Origin of the sequence: Moritella sp. 5 (assembly GCF_018219455.1) — a bacterium.
Taxonomy (GTDB): domain Bacteria; phylum Pseudomonadota; class Gammaproteobacteria; order Enterobacterales; family Moritellaceae; genus Moritella.
The window spans coordinates 4,062,977-4,080,727 of sequence record NZ_CP056122.1 but is presented as its reverse complement, the minus strand read 5'-3'; the positions used below and the strand labels follow the sequence as shown (position 1 = coordinate 4,080,727).

Below are 17,751 nucleotides of genomic sequence, written 5' to 3'. Positions count from 1 at the left end.
TTGTGACGAGTATTGGTAATATTATACGATTGATGGTGGCTTTTGTTATGGTATTATCTTTATAAATTACACGTATTGTAGATATTCATGACCGAAGACATCACTGAAAACAGTAGCCCTATAACCAATTTAGATATTAATTTAGCCCTTACTCCTGAGCAGGTTCAAGCTGATGAGCGCTGGATGCAACACGCTATTATGTTAGCAGGGAAGGCCGAAGCGATTGATGAAGTTCCCGTGGGAGCTGTCATTGTACTCGATGATAAAATCATCGGGGAAGGTTGGAATCAATCGATTCATTTACATGATGCGACGGCCCATGCCGAAATTATGGCATTACGTGAAGCGGGTAAAAAAATCGAGAACTACCGACTCATTGATGCCACCTTGTATGTAACGTTAGAACCATGCTCTATGTGTGCAGGTGCGATGGTACACAGTCGAGTGAAACGTTTGGTGTATGGTGCGGTAGATTTGAAAACGGGTGCGGCGGGGTCAGTATTTAATTTGGTCGATCATCCAAAATTGAATCATCAAATTGAAGTGCATTCAGGGGTTTTTGCTAGTGAAACCGGCGCATTATTGAGTCAATTTTTTAGACGTCGCCGGAAAGAAAAAAAAGCCCTGAAGCTTTTACAAAAAGGTTAACCTCGTACAGCGGGCTAGCCGTCAAAGTTGGCCGCTTCTTCATTTTGTAAAAAGAATGAACGCTGGCGGTTAAGTAGCGAACGGTTTGTTCTTGAACGTGATATTTGGCGTCTTGGTGTTTTAATTTTTAATCTTGCTCTGTTCTTCAGCATCTTGTTTTCCTTTGATTTCGCTGCCTAGTCCTAGGCGTTCTTTTGTCTTTATGTTCATTAACATACAGTAATATAAATAATATGCACATGAAACTTTTATGTCAGTTTTATGCGTATAGTGTGACAACAGATAGGTGTTATTCTATATCTGTTATCACCAGTGTTAGCTCTGTTTCTGTTGAAAGCTCAAAACCGACATCACGGGCGACTTGCTCGGTCATATTAATCTGTTCATCAAACCAACGTAAGCTATCGTAATATTTACGAATATTACTCACGTACTTGACGGCCTCATTACCTCGAGCATAGCCAAAACGTGTATATTTATACCATTTAGGTTGTTGTAATAGTGGGATGATCGCTTTGACTTCCGCCCAGCTGTTCTCATTTCCACCCAGTTTTTCAGTGATCTTTCTTGCATCAATTAGATGGCTATAACCTATATTATAGGCGGCTAATGCAAACCAGGGTTTTTCATGCTCAGAAATAGTATCGGGTAAACGCTTGATCAGTTTTGCTAAGTAGGCTGAACCACCTCGCACACTTTGTTCTGCATCAATACGTGAGGTTACACCAAATTCTCTCGCGGTTGGCCAAGTAAGCATCATCATGCCGCGTACACCCGTTGGTGAGCGTGCTTTTGGGTTCCAATGGGATTCTTGGTAGCTGACTGCTGCGAGTAAGCGCCAATCGAGCTCTCCAGCATATTGACGGAACAGTCCTTCGTATTTAGGTAATTGTGAATTAACGCGACGTAAAAAGGTACGCGTATCGACAAAATCAAAGGTATCAATATGACCAAAGTACTTCTCTTGTAGTTGCTCCATTGCGCCGCTGACTTGCTGCAAGGTGAAAAAGGCAAGTACGGCATTGGCTAAGCTGTCATCGTTATTTTTTTCCATCAACCAAACAACATCGAGATCGTCTTCTAGTACGAAGGCTTTATTCAGGTGTGGGTAATAGTACTGATGTTGAGATAAGGAGGTATCATCTGCAATCGCCAATTTGATAGTGCCTTCTTCTAAATTACTGAATAAGATATCTTCATCGGGGAAGGTTTTATAAGTCAGGTTTAGTTCGGGATAATCACGCTGTAGTTGCTGTACATATTCTTCATGGCTTGAACTTTTCACCACATAAATAGGATCGTTTATCTGTTGTAAGTTACGTGGTCTAAGACTGCCTTTACGATAGATGAGAAGTTGTTTTACTTGGTAGTAACTTGGTCCCATTCGATATTCTTCTAGGCGTTTTTCGGTACGTGTTAAACCACCCGCAGATAAAGCGATGGGTTTAACTTTCGTATTTTTACTTTCCAGCATACTTTTCACAGAATGGTGCGGATGAATCACTAATTTAACACCGAGATAATCACTAAATTGTTTCAATAACTCATATTCAAGACCTGCTGGTTTGTTACCTTCTAGGTAATAGTTGGCAGGACCATAAATGGTATTGATATGTAATTCTCCCGCATCTTGGATCTTTTCTAACTGAGTGCGCTCATCCTTTTCTTGAATGCAGCCGGAAACAACCAGGCTCAAAATAATGATTAAGCTGGGTTTTAAAAAGAGTTGTAAGCGAGTGAAAAATACCTGCAAGTAAGCACCTTTTTGTATGAAAATATAAATATACATGTTGGATCTATCTTTATAGCGTTTTCATTGCCATTACACAACCGTTAATCACAGTGAGCTGTATAAAAAAACAGTGTTAATATTTGTGCGTGAAATGATAATGTTATCAATACTGTTAACGATGTTATCGACTAAGGATTGAAAAAAAAGATTAGTAAATTAACTTGTTGCTCATGTAACGCTATCGTTATTGTCATAATTTGCATATAATACTCGGGATTTTTCCCCAGTAACCCTTTTAGTGAGAAAAAGTTAATGCATATAATGCGAGGAGCGCCAGCGCTTTCTGAGTTTCGTACTAGTAAACTAGTCGAACGATGTAATGATGTAGGATTATCGGATATAACAATTTACGCGGAGTACATCCATTTTGCCGATGTAACAGCCCCGCTCAGTGACAATGAACGGAGTGTCCTGGAAAAGTTGTTGACCTACGGGCCAAGAATTGCAGAGCACGCTCCCGAAGGAACTCTCCTTCTCGTCACTCCTCGTCCCGGCACTATCTCTCCTTGGTCTTCTAAATCTACCGACATCGCAATCAACTGCGGCCTTTCTAAAATAAAACGTCTTGAACGTGGCATCGCTTACTACATCTCTTCATCTACACCACTTACACCAACCCAACTACAAACTGCAGCAAGTCTTGTGCACGACCGTATGATGGAAGTTGTATTTGATTGTTTAGATGCAGCTGAACAATTATTTGTTCAGGCACAAGCGCGTCCGTTAAAGTCGGTTAATATCTTAGAGGGTGGCCGTGAGGCACTTGTTGATGCGAATGTTAAATTAGGTTTAGCACTGGCTGAAGATGAAATCGATTATTTGATTGCGAGCTTTACTCAATTAAAGCGTAATCCAAATGACATCGAATTAATGATGTTTGCTCAAGCAAACTCAGAGCATTGTCGTCATAAGATTTTTAATGCTGATTGGACTATTGATGGCCAAGAGCAAGAAAAATCATTATTCAAGATGATCAAGAACACCTTTGAACAAACAGGTGATCATGTTTTATCTGCATATAAAGATAATGCTTCTGTGATGGAAGGTTCAAAAGCTGGCCGTTTCTTCCCTGATCCACAAACTCACCAGTATGAATATCACCAAGAAGATATCCAAATTCTGATGAAAGTTGAAACGCACAATCACCCAACTGCAATTTCGCCTTGGCCTGGTGCCGCGACGGGTTCAGGTGGTGAAATTCGTGATGAAGGCGCAACGGGTCGTGGTTCGAAACCAAAAGCAGGTTTAGTTGGCTTTACGGTATCTAACTTACGTATTCCAGAATTTGAACAGCCATGGGAAACCGACTTTGGTAAGCCAGGTCGTATTGTTAGTGCATTAGACATTATGCTAGAAGGTCCTTTGGGTGGCGCAGCATTTAATAACGAATTTGGTCGTCCTAACCTATTAGGTTATTTCCGTACTTATGAAGCTGAAGTTAACAGCCATAATGGTGTGGAAGTACGTGGTTACCACAAGCCGATTATGCTGGCTGGTGGTTTGGGTAATATCCGTGACCAACACATTAAAAAAGGTGATATCCCAGTAGGCGCGAAACTTATCGCATTGGGTGGTCCTGCAATGAACATTGGTTTAGGTGGCAGTGCTGCTTCATCGATGGATTCAGGTCAATCACACGAAGATTTAGATTTTGCTTCTGTACAGCGTGAAAACCCAGAAATGGAACGTCGTTGTCAAGAAGTTATCGACCGCTGCTGGCAGCTTGGTGAAGACAATCCAATTGCCTTCATTCACGATGTGGGCGCGGGTGGTTTATCAAACGCATTTCCTGAACTTGTGCATGACGGTGGTCGTGGTGCTCAGTTTGAATTGCGTGATATCAACAATGATGAACCTGGCATGTCACCGCTTGAAATTTGGTGTAATGAATCTCAAGAACGCTACGTAATGGCTGTTGCACCTGAAAACCTAGCAACATTCGAAGCGATTTGTAAGCGTGAACGTGCGCCATTCTCAGTAGTTGGCGTAGCGACTGAAGAGTTGCATTTGTCTGTAACGGATTCGTTATTAGACGAACAGCCAATTGATATGCCAATGGAAGTATTATTAGGTAAAGCACCTAAGATGCACCGTGAAGCAACAACGCTAGTGACTGAAGGTGAAGCATTAGACTTTACTGGTGTCACAGTGAAAGATGCTGCTGAACGTTTATTACGTTTACCTGCGATTGCTGAAAAGACGTTCTTAATCACGATTGGTGACCGCTCGGTAACGGGTCTGGTTGCACGTGATCAAATGGTTGGTCCTTGGCAGGTTCCAGTTGCCGATTGTGCTGTAACCGCGGCAAGTTTTGATACTTACGCTGGTGAAGCAATGGCTATCGGTGAACGTACGCCACTCGCACTGTTAAACTTCCCTGCATCTAGCCGTATGGCGGTTGCCGAAGCATTAACAAATATCGCAGCAACAGAAATTGGTGATTTAACACGTATTAACCTTTCTGCTAACTGGATGTCTGCAGCAGGTCACCCTGGTGAAGATGCTGGTTTATATGCAGCGGTTAAAGCGGTAGGTGAAGAACTTTGTCCTGAATTGAACCTTACTATTCCAGTAGGTAAAGATTCAATGTCAATGAAGACGCGCTGGGAAGATAACGGTGAAAACAAAGAAGTTACATCACCATTATCACTGATTATTACTGCGTTCGGTCGTGTGACAGACGTACGTAAAACAGTAACACCACAGCTACGTACTGACAAAGGCGCAACTGACCTTATCCTTATCGACTTAGGTAATGGTAAGAACCGTCTCGGTGCTTCATCATTAGCGCAAGTATATAAGCAACTGGGTCAACAGACGCCAGATGTAGATAGCTCAGAGCAGCTGAAAGGCTTCTTCGATGCAATGCAAGTGTTAGTGAAAGAGCAATCATTACTGGCTTATCATGACCGCAGTGATGGTGGTTTATTCTCAACAGTAACAGAGATGGCATTTGCTGGTCACTGTGGTGTTGACGTTGAACTTGATATGCTAGGTACCGATGATCTTGCAGCTCTTTACTCAGAAGAGTTAGGCGCGGTTATCCAAGTGTCTTCTGCAATGAAAGAACAAGTACTCACAACATTAGCGGGCCACGGTCTAGCTGCATGTTGTCATGTGATTGGTTCTACAAATGAAGATGACATGATTCGCTTCACACGTAACGGTGAAAACGTATTAGCTGAAAGTCGTACCTACTACCGTGCGATGTGGGCTGAAACAACGCTTAAAATGCAAGCGCTGCGTGATAACCCTAGTTGTGCACAAGAAGAATTCGACCTTAAACTCGATGTGAAAGACCCTGGTCTAAACGTTAACTTAAGCTTTGATGTTAAAGACGATATTGCTGCACCTTACATTGCTACTGGTGTACAACCAAAAATGGCAATCCTTCGTGAGCAGGGTGTAAACTCGCAAACGGAAATGGCTGCTGCCTTTGATCGTGCTGGCTTCGCTGCTCAAGATATTCACATGAGTGATATTCTTGCCGGTCGCGTTAACCTAGAAGACTTCGCAGGCTTGGTTGCTTGTGGTGGTTTCTCTTACGGTGACGTTCTGGGTGCGGGTGAAGGTTGGGCTAAGTCAATCTTGTTTAACCCACAAGCACGTGATCAGTTTGCGGCTTTCTTCGAACGTGAAGACAGCTTCTCACTGGGTGTATGTAATGGTTGTCAGATGTTATCTAACTTGGGTGAACTTATCCCAGGTTCAGAATTATGGCCACGTTTCGTTACTAACCAATCAGAACGTTTTGAAGCACGTTTTAGCTTGGTTGAAGTACCGAAGAATCCGTCAATATTCTTAGGTGACATGGCTGGTTCAAGAATGCCTATCGCTGTATCTCACGGTGAAGGTCGTATTGAATTACGTGACGATGCGCATCTACAAGCACTACAAAACAGTGGCACAGTGGCACTTAACTTCGTTGATAACTACGGTCAACCAACGACGCAATACCCATCAAACCCAAATGGTTCGCCATTAGGTATTACTGGTTTAACAACGACTGATGGTCGTGTAACTATCATGATGCCACATCCGGAACGTGTATTCCGTACTGTGAGCAATTCATGGCATCCAGAAGAATGGGGTGAAGATAGCCCTTGGATGCGTATGTTCCGTAATGCGCGAGTGAACTTAGGTTAATCGTACTTAGATTAAGAGTACTTAGGTTAATTTTAAGTCACCTGTCACTCGGTTGATATGTAAATGAATGAAAGGTCGCAATTATTGCGGCCTTTTTTTTGCTTTCATTTTACTCGTGTTATATTGGTTACATAAAACAATGTAAATGCTTAATTATGCTATAGTCTTAAGCGTTTAGTGGATGTATTAATTAATATAGGAAGGGTAATGAGTCAGTCACAAGGTTTATTATTATTTAAGTTGAACCTCCAGCAAAAATTTGCAATCGGCACGTTGAAAGTGCAGGAAATTGTACCCTCCACACGTTTGTATTCTTTACCTGGTTCTCATCCTATGGTGATGGGCGCTGCGACACTGCGTGGTCGGACAATTCCTATTATTGATATGGCAGCGGCTGTGGGCTATCGCTCTGTCAGTAAAGAAGAATATGATTCATGCAATATTATTATCACGGATTGTAGCCGTCAGATCGTCGGCTTTTTGGTGCGTCATATTGATAAGATTATGGATTGTAATTGGAAAGATATTTCAGCGCCAGATTCATCACTTGGCTGTAATATATATACCACGGGGGTAATGCAGCTTGATGACCAATTAGTGCAACTCATGGATGTTGAACGCTTGTTAGCTGACATTTATCCTGATGACGATATTGAGTTGCCCCAGTTTACAGAACTTGAGCTTGAAGAGCTTCGTACCAAAGAAATTTTGGTGGTGGATGATTCAATGGTCGCACGTAATCAACTTGGTGGTGCGTTAGATGCCGCAGGTATTCATTATCAAGTGTCTAAAAATGGTCAAGATGCGTTAGCTGTGATGCAATCAGCAGTCGAAGCTGGTAACCCTATTGATGTGTTGGTTAGTGATATTGAAATGCCGGGATTAGATGGCTATGAAGTTGCGTTTGAAGTACGTAGTACGCCCAACGTGTCTGCGACTTATATTATTCTTCATACTTCGTTATCAAGTGCGATTAGCACTGAACGTGCGCAGCAAATTGGTGCAGATGAAGCGCTGACTAAATTTGATGCAAGCGAGCTCTTACAAGCGATTCTACGTGGAGTAAAAGGGCGAGATAAGATAGGTCAAATTTAACTCGCACGAATGCTAAGCACAAAAAAAGCGCTATTTAGCGCTTTTTTATTATTTATAGTACCTTCACGGTATCGCTAGCAATGTAATGCTTAGCTTAATTCACCACAAAAACGGTAACCTTCACCGTGGATTGTTGCGATAATTTCTGGTGTATCAGCAATACTTTCGAAATGCTTACGGATACGACGAATAGTTACATCAACAGTACGATCGTGTGGTTTTAGTTCACGGCCTGTCATCTTTTTCAATAACATTGCACGTGTTTGAATTTTACCTGGATTCTCTACAAAGTGTAGCATTGCACGGAATTCACTACGTGGTAGTTTGAATGAATCATCCAGTGGACTAATCAAAGAACGGCTGTTGATATTTAAACGCCAGCCATTAAATTCATATTCTTCTACGATCGCTTTTTCTTCGTCTGCTACTGGGGCTTTAGTAAAAGTACGGCCGAGTAGGTTACGTGCACGAATCGTTAATTCACGTGGATTGAATGGTTTAGTAATGTAGTCATCAGCACCAATTTCTAGGCCTAAAATCTTGTCAACTTCATTGTCGCGACCAGTTAAAAACATGAGAGCTAAATTATGTTTGTCACGTAGTTCACGTGCTAACAGTAAGCCATTTTTACCTGGAAGATTAATATCCATGATTACCAAGCTTATAGGGTTATTGGTAATGATCTCATACATTTCATCGCCGTTACTTGCTTCATGTACTGAATAGCCTTCAGCTTCGAAGATGCTTTTTAGGGTGTTACGTGTAACGAGTTCATCTTCTACGATAAGAATGTTTGGGGTTTGCATAAACGTACCTAGTTTCGCTTTGGATCAAATAGTGCCCAGATTATTGATATCAATTAATCGGGGAGTAAGAGTAATACATCCATGAAATATAAGACTATTTATCTAAAACAGCTGACTGTGGCAGGATATCTAGTTTTATGGCGTCCTTAACTATAGGATTATATGTTATTAACAGCAGTATAACAACCTAATGTAATTATGTTACGTAATAACTCAACGAGATTTGATATTTATCAAATAACCCCCATTGGTTATATTTTAGTTGAAATGAATGTTTTCCATATTTAAGTAAATAAAGAATAGTGATACAAGGATAAATTATATATGCATTTAAGTTATACAAATCAAATCGTTATAATTTTGTTCTATATGTTTAATATTGTTTAATGATTTAGTTACTCGGACTTGACTCAGCTCACATTGTTCGAATTAACCTGTGTACTTATAAGAATAAAGGTAAAAATTATTTTGATTAATATTTTTTGTTCGTTAATTTTAGTACTAAATAAACAGATCAGTTATGGTTTATCGCATTTCTATTTTATGTTGATGCGGTGTTTTAGTTTGAATTTATCTATATGTCAGTTGTTTAGATGAGTGACTTTGGTTTATTAAAGTGTTCTGTTATTGAACAGATTTTTTGTCAGTAAAATGTAATCAAATTACAAACTGGTAAGTTTTATCTATAATTAATGATTAATGTATTTACTTTGTTAATTAATTATAGATCGAAATAATTGATTTGCGCTAATGTGTTAGCAGTTGTAGTAAGTATCGTTTCACGTAACATAGTTACTGGAATATGAGATATATACAATAACGACTCTAAGGATGGACTATGTTAGACCTGTTACCTGATCTGTGTGATCAGCATTTTAATCAATTGTCTGTAATGGACCCTATTTTTCAAAGTTATGGTAAAGCGATTATTTTTAGTGGCCAAGCGGTAACGGTTAAATGTTTTGAAGATAACTCGCTTGTTAAAGAACTTGCTGGTACGCCAGGAGAAGGACGTATTTTAGTGGTTGATGGCGGAGGCTCAACACGACGTGCGTTACTCGGTGATATGATTGCCGAAAATGCAGTAAAAAATGGCTGGGCTGGTTTTGTTATTTATGGTGCCATTCGTGATGTTGCGACTATTAATACGCTTGAATTAGGGGTTAAAGCGATAACGGCTTGTCCTGTTAAAACAGAAAAACGTGGCTTAGGTGATGCGGGTATAGATTTGCATTTTGCTGGTGTGAGCATTGCCGAAGGTGATTATATCTATGCCGATTTAAATGGTGTAGTGGTGGCTAAAGAACCACTTCTTTAGGTGTCTGTATTCGCGGTGAAGATAGGGATGAGGTTAATCGATTATTAACCCCATCCCTTTTTATTTATCTACATTACTTATTCATCTCGGATAAAACGTCGTGCTCGGCGATAAGGGAATACATCGCTGTATTTACCGTGATTAATATCGTTTTGTAGTCCCTTCCAGTAGTCGGCGTCAAGCAGTTCAGAATGGTATTTTTTAAAGAGCTTGTTAATTTCTGGTCGAGATAATAAGAAGGTCTCAAACTCCTCAGGGAATACATCGTTGGAAGCGACGGCAAACCAAGGTTCAGCCAGCATAATGTCTTCTGGGTAGCGTGGTGGCGGAATGTAGCGGAAGTTAACTTCATGCATATATGAGATCTCATCATAATCGTAAAAGATCACACGATTGTGTCGGGTCACACCAAAATTTTTAAACAGCATATCACCGGGGAAAATATCTGCTGCCGCAAGTTGTTTGATTGCATTGCCGTATTCATCGATAGCATTATCAAGCTCTTCTTCATTTGCTTGTTCGAGATACATGTTGAGCGGGATCATCTTACGTTCAATATAAAGATGTTTGATCACCACTTTACTGTTGGTTAATTTTATAATTGAAGGGGCGACAGCTAACAATTCGTCGAGCAGTTCTTGACTGAAACGATCCTTGGGAAAAGCAAAATTCTTAAATTGTTGAGTATCTGCCATTCGACCAACACGATCATGGGATTTTACGATCTGATACTTTTCTTTTACGGTCGCGTGATCGATTTGTTTGGGTGGTGCAAACTCATCTTTAATGAGCTTAAATACCACATCATAAGAGGGTAGGGTGAATACGCTCATCACCATACCTTTAATACCAGGGGCAATAATGAACTTATCATCAGAGTTATCTAAGTGCTTTATATAGTGGCGGAATAGCTCTGTTTTTGCATGTTTTTGGCAACCAATGGCAGAGTAGATCTCAAAGTTCGTTTTATGCGGGATCATCGGTTTTAAAAATTGTACAATGGCGCCAGGTTCTGGTGCATAAACAAAGAAATAAGCACGGGCAAAGCCAAATAAAATACTAGTTTCTTCTTTTTCAAAAATGACTGTATCTAAATAAATCTCATTTTCTTCGTTATTTAAAATCGGAAATACCAACGGGTACATGTGTCCATCAGCAAAGATCTTACCCATAAGGTAAGCCCCTTTGTTGCGATAAAATACTTCGTTAAGCATGTGCACTTCGATGTGTTCAGCTTCGGTGAGTTGTTTTGGCGCATGTTGGTTAAGGTAATCCACGACATTAGCAAGGTCCCTGTCCAAGTTCTCCCATCGAGCCGTAAACGTATAACCACCAATGATCTTACGTAAGATCACCGAAAAGTTTCCGCCTCGGGTATAGCTGCGATAAAAATTATTCGGATACCCTGGATCTCTAACGCGATTAGCATTAGTAATAAATAGCTGTTCTTTATATATATTGGTATGTTTAAAGACACGGCGATAAACAGAGTTAAAGAAGCTTTCGGCAATTTCAAAATTTGGGTAATGCTGTAATAGCGCTTCGTACTCTCGCTTAATCCCTTGCAGGAATACTTTATTAGCTTCCGTTTCCGCCGCAAGATCTTGCATTTTCTGAGCTGTCTTACCGACGTGGTAATCATAAAGGCTAATACGTTTTTTCGCCGCAATTTGAACACCATGCCAATCCGCGTTTTCAAAACGTAATTTTGCACCACGCGTGACTTCTAAAAAGCGGCTATAAAAAGCATCAAACGATTCTAATAGCGACCCCGCTATTTGCGCTTCTAAAACTTTTTCCATACAACAAATCCTTGGACTTAAGATAAGCCTAAATATCGCAATCTTTTTACATTATTTCAACATGTTTAAATCCTTTTATCTATGTATAGTGAAACAACTAAATATATTTTAAACTTGATTTGGCTCTCATTTTTTGATATTGCTATAGGTATTGAAATTATTAACAGATTTATTAAATATTATTATGACTTATTGCTTAGCGTTCATTACCACCACGATTATTAACACTGTTATTACAACGGTGGGATGACACGTAGGGCTAAGACAGAAATGATAAAAGAGCCCGTTACCATTTGGAACGGGCTTTTTTGTATCTACAAGGAGCAAAGGATGCGAGTTTTAAAATTTGGTGGAACATCGTTGGCAAACGCTGAACGATTTGCCTGTGCAGCAGATATATCTGTGAGTAAGATTGAGCAATCACAGGTAGCATTGGTGTTGTCTGCACCAGCAAAAGTGACCAATAATTTGGTTGCCGCTGTGCAACAAACGGTTCGTGGCCTTGATGCTGAATCATCACTGGAAGAAATCGAAGGGATATTTAAGGCGCTCGTTGCAGGTCTAAAAATTCAATACCCTAATTTTAATGATGTGGTCGCATTAACGCAGGTAACAACATCATTAGCGACATTAAGAGAATACTTATATGGCGTAAAGCTGTTATCGCAGTGCCCGGAAAATATTGAAGCAAAGATTTTATGTACCGGTGAAAAGCTGAGTATTGTTTGTATGGAGCAACTGTTATTGGCGCGTGGCTTTAAAGTTGAAGTGATTGTTCCGCAAGACAAGCTAGTAGGAAAGGGCAGTGTACTAGAAGCTACTGTGGATATTGACGCTTCTCGTGCTCGTTTTGAACAAGACCCAATTAAGACTGACCATATCTATTTAATGCCTGGCTTCACTGCGGGTGATGAACAGGGTAATACAGTTGTACTTGGCCGTAATGGTTCTGATTATTCTGCAGCGGTATTAGCGGCGTGTCTATATGCTGACTGCTGTGAAATATGGACTGACGTAGACGGTGTTTACGCTTGTGACCCACGCTTAGTAAAAGATGCCAAATTACTTAAAACATTAAGCTACCCAGAAGCAATGGAATTGTCTTATTTTGGCGCGAAAGTATTGCATCCAAAAACGATTGCACCGATTGCTCAGCACCACATTCCTTGTTTGATTAAGAATACTAAAAATCCAGAAGGTGAAGGCACTCTAATCGGCGGGTTAATGTCAAAAACCCAAGCCGAAGTTAAATCATTATCAGAGCTTAGTGGCATGACCATGATTAACGTATCCGGTCCGGGTATGAAAGGTATGGTTGGCATGGCGGGTCGTATTTTTGAAACAGTATCACGCGCTGGTGTATCTATTGCCCTTATCACGCAATCATCATCAGAATACAGCGTTAGCTTCTGTATCCACAGTTATGATGCAGGTAAAGCTAAACAGGCACTGAATAACGAATTTACGTTAGAGATCAGTAATCAGTTACTCGAACCTATCGAAATGCGTGATGGTTTAGCTATTGTATCGCTGGTTGGTGATGGCATGCGTAAAGCCAACGGTATTGCTGCGCGTTTCTTTATGGCATTAGCACAAGCATCAGTGAACCTTGTTGCTATTGCGCAAGGTTCATCAGAACGTTCTATTTCTGCGGTTATTGATGAAAGCAAAGCCAATGAAGCGATTAAAGCATCACACAATATTTTCTTTGGTAAACAACAATACATCGACCTGTTCTTATTAGGGTGCGGTGGTGTGGGCGCGGCATTAGTCGAACAAATCAAACGTCAAAAAGAATTTTTAGCAGAACGTCATATTGAGATCCGTGTCTGCGGTATCGCTAACAGTCGCCAAATGTTACTTGACTCAGAAGGGTTATCATTAACACATTGGGCTGATGATCTTGCTGCCAGTGATTCTGAATTCTCACTAGCAGCACTGGAAGATTTGGTCAAAAATAGCCACATTATTAACCCAGTGATTGTTGATTGTACCAGTAATGATAATCTTGCCAGTCAATATGTTGATTTCTTGGGGAGTGGTTTCCACGTTGTTGCGGCGAACAAAAAAGCCAATACCATGAGCATGGATTATTACCACGAACTGCGTTTAACGGCATTAAAAACCCGCCGTCGTTTCTTATACGATACTAACGTAGGTGCAGGTCTACCTGTGATTGAAAATCTGCAGAATTTATTGAGCGCGGGTGATGAACTGGTACGCTTCAACGGTATTTTGTCAGGTTCTATGTCATACATCTTTGGTAAATTAGATGAAGGCATGAGTTTCTCGCAAGCAACGGCACAAGCACGTGACAATGGCTTTACAGAACCCGATCCACGTGAAGATTTAAGTGGCATGGATATCGCACGTAAATTATTGATTATTGCACGTGAAGCTGGCATGGATTTAACTTTAGACCAAGTTGAAGTTGAAGAAGCAATCCCTGCTGATTTTGATGCAACGGGCACTAATGAAGAATTTATGGCGAACTTACCAAAAGCAGATGCGTACTTTGCTGATTTGCAAGCAACGGCTGCTGAAGAGGGTAACGTTTTACGTTATATCGGTCAGATCGAAGACGGTAAATGTAAAGTATCGATTGCGGCAGTACCAGAATCAGATCCGTTGAATAAAGTAAAAGATGGTGAGAATGCATTGGCATTTTATAGCCGCTATTATCAGCCAATCCCGATGGTATTACGTGGTTATGGTGCAGGTTCAGAAGTGACTGCAGCGGGCGTATTTGCGGATGTATTACGTACTCTTAATTGGAAGCAGGAGGTTTAAGGATGAGTCTTGTTGCATATGCACCGGCATCTATCGGTAACGTTAACGTTGGTTTTGATGTTCTAGGTGCTGCATTAGCACCTATTGATGGCACCTTGGTTGGCGATCGTGTTTATATCGCCGCAACGGATGGTGAGTTTACATTAGCGTCTAGTGGTCGCTTTGCCCATAAACTGCCAGATGATTTCCGTGAAAATATTGTTTATGACTGCTATTTAGGTTACGGCAAAGCGTTAGAGAAACGTGGTTTAAAAATCAAATCTCTGGTCATGGAATTAGAAAAAAACCTACCGATTGGTAGTGGTTTGGGTTCAAGTGCTGCATCGATTGTGGCGGGCTTAGAAGCGTTAAATGCATTTCATGACAATGAACTTAATGACAACGAAATGGTGTTGTTAATGGGTGAATTAGAAGGCCAGATTAGTGGCAGTGTGCATTATGATAATGTGGCACCGTGTGCGTTAGGCGGTTTGCAATTAATGCTCGAAGCAAACGGCGTTATTAGTCAGTCAGTGCCTTGTTTCGATGAATGGTATTGGGTTGTTGCTTATCCGGGTATCAGCATCTCGACGGCTGCTGCGCGTGAAATCTTACCAACTGAATACAGCCGTGCCGATTGTTTAGCTTATGGCCGTAATTTGGCTGGGTTCATCCACGCTTGTTATAGCAAACAACAAGATCTTGCAGCGGCCATGCTAAAAGATGTGATTGCAGAACCGTACCGTGCTCAGCTTATTCCAAAGTTTGATGAAGTACGTGACTATGCAAAAGAGCTAGGTGCATTGGCAACCGGTATTTCAGGCTCTGGCCCGACGGTATTTAACGTGATGACTGACTTAGCACAAGCTGAAAAGTTAAAAGCTTGGTTAGACGCTAATTTTATCCAAAACGGTGATGGCTTCAGCCATATCTGCAAGCTGGATAAACAGGGCGCACGTATCGTCGCTACAGAATTGTAATAAACAGCTGTAATTATAGAAATAGAAAAATACTGCGTGGTGATTGTTAAACCCTAGTCTCTAGGGTTATATGCGCTTATTATGTTAAGGTCATAGTTATCACGCAGGTTGCACAAATAATGTTTTAGGGAATGAACAACAATGAAATTATACAGCATTAAAGATCACGCAGAGACAGTTAGCTTTGCACAAGCAGTAAAACAAGGCATGGGTAAAAACCAAGGTTTGTTCTTTCCGAGCGAAATTAATCCGATAGACGATATTGATGCTTTACTAGAGATGAACCTAGTCGACCGTAGTCGCGTTATTTTACAATCACTGATCGGTGATGAATTTAGCGAACAAGAATTACATGACATAGTTGCAAGTGCGTTTAACTTCCCTGCGCCAGTAACGAAAGTGAACGACAAGATCAGTGCATTAGAATTATTCCACGGTCCAACATTGGCGTTTAAAGACTTCGGTGGTCGTTTCATGGCACAGTGCCTGTCACGCTTAAGTGCTAATAAAGGGTCGACTGGTGAAAAGATCACTATTTTAACCGCTACATCAGGCGATACGGGTGCTGCTGTAGCACATGCCTTCTATGGTATGGATAATATCGAAGTCGTGGTGATGTATCCAAAAGGTAAGATTAGCTTCTTGCAAGAACAGATGTTCTGCACGCTCGGTGGTAATATCCGCACTATCGCGATTGATGGTGACTTTGATGCCTGTCAGGCATTAATGAAGCGCTCATTTGATGATGCAGATCTGCGTCAGGCAATTGGTCTTAACTCGGCTAACTCAATCAATATTAGTCGTCTAATGGCACAAATCTGTTATTACTTCGAAGCATTCGCACAATTGCCAAAAGCACAGCGCGCACAAACAGTAGTATCAGTGCCAAGTGGTAACTTTGGTAACCTGACTGCAGGTCTATTAGCAAAAACATTAGGCTTACCAGTTAAACGCTTTATTGCCGCGACGAATATCAATGATACTGTGCCGCGTTATTTAGAAAGCGGTGAGTGGGATCCAAAAGCAACGCAAGCAACCTTGTCCAATGCGATGGACGTAAGCGTACCAAGTAACTGGCCGCGTATCGAAGAACTGGCACGTGTTAAAGGGTGGGACTTGTCTGAACTCGCATCTGATTTCTTATCTGATGAAGATACTAAGCAAGCTGTTGTCGCGTTAGATGAACAAGGTTACCTATGTGAACCGCATGGTGCGATTGCCTATGACCGCTTAAGTGCAAAATTGGGCGAAGATGAATTCGGTTTATTCCTATGTACTGCGCACCCTGCGAAGTTCAAAGAATCAGTTGAAGAGATTCTAGGTCGTGATATTGGCTTGCCGCAAGAACTTGCTGATTGTGCCGATAAGCCAAATTTATCTGTTGATATGGCAGATGACTTTGAGGCATTACGTACATTTTTAATGGCGTAGTCTAGCGCCAAAGCGATTAATTATTCACATTTTATTATTAAGGTCTTAATCGGTATTTCTGGTTAAGACCTTTTTTTTAAATTGAAAATAGCTATAAGGCTTATAATACAGGCCCAAAAACCATGTGTAATTGATAATCATTTGCATTGTGGTGTTCAAGTGGTTATTCTAGTTTTTATTTACAGCTAATTGATATTGTGTATTAATTCTTATGCAAAATAGTGAATATTTTGAAGAACTCTTTCAGTCATCTAAGCAAGTGACACCTTACCTATCTGGGCAATTAGCAGCAGATAACGGAGAAGGTATCCACATTTCACGTCAGAACAGTGACGTTATCCAACAGCTTTATTGGCAATTGTCCGAATCCTCAAAAGAAGCCGGAAGCGCTTATTGGTTAACGCGAACCTGGGATCTTCTCTGCTGGCAACCCATCTATATTGCTTTTATTTCTGTTTATAAATTAAAAGCGATTCCTGATATTAAAAATGTGAGTCAAACTATTCAATCGGGGTTTATTTCTGGATTTACGTTTCATACATCAGATCTTATTTTTGGCTCGAACGAAGAGCTGATCTCATCGATTGGATTGCAATTAAGCGCACTATTTGAGTCATATCGTGAAGAGGTATCCCAATGGACTCGTATTCGCCCCGGATTCACCAAACACTTAATTGCCGATGGTTTACTCAATTGCATTATAAAACTGCAAGCACAGGCCCCTGCATTATCTAATGCGTATTTTCTGACGCAAGCTAAATTGTGGTTAGCGGCTTTTGAACTGCCAGATAAGCATTTATCCGGTTTGCAAGTTGACCTTACTACCAATAAGCTAAAATTGATCCGTACCAGCTGCTGCTTAGTTTATAAATGTGAAGGTCGCAATCTATGTGAAGATTGCCCGCGTCACCCCAGTAATAAGCGTTAATTTACGCATTCTTTAGCTCCTAGTATTTTCTTGGAG

Annotated in this window: 12 protein-coding genes; 8 read left to right on the top strand and 4 right to left on the bottom strand. The window is 40.8% G+C overall.

The genetic code is table 11. The features are described from left to right. The first annotated feature begins 87 nt into the window (after positions 1 to 87). Entirely contained in the window at positions 88 to 648 is a 561-nt protein-coding gene (gene tadA, locus HWV01_RS18165) for a tRNA adenosine(34) deaminase TadA (RefSeq protein WP_211672876.1), read from the top strand. 14 nt (positions 649 to 662) lie between these two features. On the opposite strand, the gene HWV01_RS18160 is transcribed toward tadA, so the two are convergent. Together HWV01_RS18160 and mltF are read right to left on the bottom strand one after the other, a co-directional pair. After that, positions 663 to 800, bottom strand: coding sequence for a hypothetical protein (locus tag HWV01_RS18160; RefSeq protein ID WP_211672875.1), 138 nt, complete (start codon positions 798 to 800; stop codon positions 663 to 665). A gap of 137 nt (positions 801 to 937) precedes the next feature. Next, a complete protein-coding gene (gene mltF / locus HWV01_RS18155; RefSeq protein ID WP_249185371.1) occupies positions 938 to 2,437 on the bottom strand; it encodes a membrane-bound lytic murein transglycosylase MltF in 1,500 nt (499 codons plus the stop codon). A gap of 255 nt (positions 2,438 to 2,692) precedes the next feature. Here mltF and purL point away from each other — a divergent pair, with 255 nt between their 5' ends. Further along, positions 2,693 to 6,586: a phosphoribosylformylglycinamidine synthase gene (gene purL, locus HWV01_RS18150; protein ID WP_211672874.1), complete on the top strand. Its 3,894-nt coding sequence runs from the start codon at positions 2,693 to 2,695 to the stop codon at positions 6,584 to 6,586. Positions 6,587 to 6,793: 207 nt separating this feature from the next. Continuing rightward, on the top strand, positions 6,794 to 7,681 hold the full coding sequence (locus HWV01_RS18145; protein ID WP_211672873.1) for a chemotaxis protein: 888 nt from the start codon (positions 6,794 to 6,796) through the stop codon (positions 7,679 to 7,681). A gap of 89 nt (positions 7,682 to 7,770) precedes the next feature. Here HWV01_RS18145 and arcA read toward each other — a convergent pair whose 3' ends face one another. Next, on the bottom strand, positions 7,771 to 8,487 hold the full coding sequence (gene arcA / locus HWV01_RS18140) for a two-component system response regulator ArcA (RefSeq protein WP_211672872.1): 717 nt from the start codon (positions 8,485 to 8,487) through the stop codon (positions 7,771 to 7,773). Between the two features lie 838 nt (positions 8,488 to 9,325). Here arcA and HWV01_RS18135 point away from each other — a divergent pair. After that, a complete protein-coding gene (locus tag HWV01_RS18135; protein WP_211672871.1) occupies positions 9,326 to 9,805 on the top strand; it encodes a putative 4-hydroxy-4-methyl-2-oxoglutarate aldolase in 480 nt (159 codons plus the stop codon). A gap of 77 nt (positions 9,806 to 9,882) precedes the next feature. On the opposite strand, the gene aceK is transcribed toward HWV01_RS18135, so the two are convergent. Then, a complete protein-coding gene (aceK, locus tag HWV01_RS18130) occupies positions 9,883 to 11,607 on the bottom strand; it encodes a bifunctional isocitrate dehydrogenase kinase/phosphatase (RefSeq protein WP_211672870.1) in 1,725 nt (574 codons plus the stop codon). Between the two features lie 330 nt (positions 11,608 to 11,937). Here aceK and thrA point away from each other — a divergent pair, with 330 nt between their 5' ends. From thrA to HWV01_RS18110, 4 genes are all read left to right on the top strand, one after another. Beyond that, positions 11,938 to 14,397, top strand: a complete 2,460-nt coding sequence (thrA, locus tag HWV01_RS18125; protein ID WP_211672869.1) for a bifunctional aspartate kinase/homoserine dehydrogenase I — start codon at positions 11,938 to 11,940, stop codon at positions 14,395 to 14,397. Positions 14,398 to 14,399: 2 nt separating this feature from the next. Further along, positions 14,400 to 15,356 carry a homoserine kinase gene (gene thrB, locus HWV01_RS18120; protein ID WP_211672868.1) on the top strand — a complete coding sequence of 319 codons (957 nt, stop codon included), beginning with the start codon at positions 14,400 to 14,402 and terminating at the stop codon, positions 15,354 to 15,356. A 141-nt stretch (positions 15,357 to 15,497) separates the two neighbouring features. Next, positions 15,498 to 16,787 carry a threonine synthase gene (gene thrC / locus HWV01_RS18115; RefSeq protein WP_211672867.1) on the top strand — a complete coding sequence of 430 codons (1,290 nt, stop codon included), beginning with the start codon at positions 15,498 to 15,500 and terminating at the stop codon, positions 16,785 to 16,787. A gap of 211 nt (positions 16,788 to 16,998) precedes the next feature. Then, positions 16,999 to 17,715 (top strand): siderophore ferric iron reductase, encoded by a 717-nt coding sequence (locus HWV01_RS18110; protein WP_211672866.1) that lies wholly within the window; start codon positions 16,999 to 17,001, stop codon positions 17,713 to 17,715. The last annotated feature ends 36 nt before the right edge of the window (positions 17,716 to 17,751 follow it).